1 protein-coding gene is annotated in these 1,438 nt (G+C 40.8%); it reads right to left on the bottom strand.

The genetic code is table 11. The annotated features are described in order from the left end of the window. Nucleotides 1-962 precede the first annotated feature (962 nt). On the bottom strand, nucleotides 963-1,438 hold a 476-nt coding region (locus FTV31_RS16880; protein WP_218948757.1), incomplete at its 5' end, for a helix-turn-helix domain-containing protein.

The raw sequence follows: 1,438 nt of genomic DNA, 5'->3' as shown, positions 1-1,438 counted from the left end.
AGCTTAAGCCTGTAACGTCCGCAGGGGGTGAAAAGAAACCTTTATGTGGATTTGGGTAAGTGAGAAACGTGTGTGCTGTTGAGAGTGTGTACATTGTATAAACCTGATAAGACTTGGAACTGCGATCAGGGGATATAGGAATGTAGGTGTGCATATTCGAGGTGACACGGGAAACTCATAGTTTCCAGTAATGGGAACAACTGCTTTAGGGACTAACTTGGGAATCACTTTTAGCGTTGAAGATCAAGACTCTATTGGATGTCTTTTCGAGTTTGAAAAGGTCTGAGAAAAAGTTGTGGGTATAATCGGAGCGAGAAGTGAGGGAGAGTGGCATAGTAGGGCTTTACTGTAATGGTAAAGGTAGCAACTTGGTTTGAGCGAAAGGTTAGGATTGAGTTGAGTAACGAAAAGCCGCGCCGTTAAGTTTGGTGGCGTGTTAGGAAATGGAAGGTTGAAATATTGGTGTGAGATTTGGCGATCTCATGGACTTGGCGGTCTAAGCCCCAATATTTTAACCGAAAAAAACTGAATCAGAAAGAATAGCTTGAGTGGCATCAAGCAGCTATTTCGAAACAAACTTGAGTAAACAAGGATTTAAATCAGGTCTTCAAAACTCGTCCTTCAAAACTGGTTTTTATGCAGTAGATTCTGCTGAATTAATTAAAATCTGTGTGTCCCTCATCACACTTAAATAACTGAGCAATCGTCGTAAACGACGGGTCCTGAGCTTATGACCTTAAACTGCTCTCCTACCCTCTTTTGGACTTAGAAAGTCAATTTATGTAATTTTTATAAATTAAAGTCATATTTTATCCCTTGGAACTACTTGGCTTTTTTTTTGGGTTTTTGAAATAGCCTATGCTTAATTTTAAGAGCGTGGAACATATACCAGATTGACTCAAATGACAGGTCTAAAAAAGATAAAACTCGCCACAGGCGAGTATTATCTGATATGGGCACTTTTACACCCCTAAAATATATTTTTGAGGGTTCTTAAGCCAATTAATAACTGTCTGCCTGCTTACCCCTAAAACTTCGGCTATTTGCGTCTTATTGAAGCCATTTAGCGACATTTGGAAGGCTTGCTGTCTAACATCACTATATCCCTTAGAACGAGCTTTACCGCCCTTACAGGCTCTTCTAGTCTGTATCTCTAAGAACTCCTCATAGCTGAAATGCGACCAAATCCACTTGGCGATACTTTTAGCGATGGCTTTTACCTCGGAAATAGGCAATCCCTCAGAAAATTTAGCGTTTTCTTCTTGTACACGCAGGAAAACGGCTCTGTGCCACACATCAAAGCTACAATTTTCAGCCTGAAAGGTTTTAACAGCCCTATAGCCCCACAACCGCACTAGATCAAAAACAGTACAGTTACGCCCTAGCCCATAGTTATCTGTGTATTTGTCTTTCGGCAAGTCCATGTCTACACAATCCG

This window comes from Acinetobacter sp. YH16031 (genome assembly GCF_013417335.1).
GTDB lineage: Bacteria > Pseudomonadota > Gammaproteobacteria > Pseudomonadales > Moraxellaceae > Acinetobacter.
Note: the sequence above shows the minus strand (reverse complement) of the source record. Positions and strands in the feature narration are given on the sequence as shown.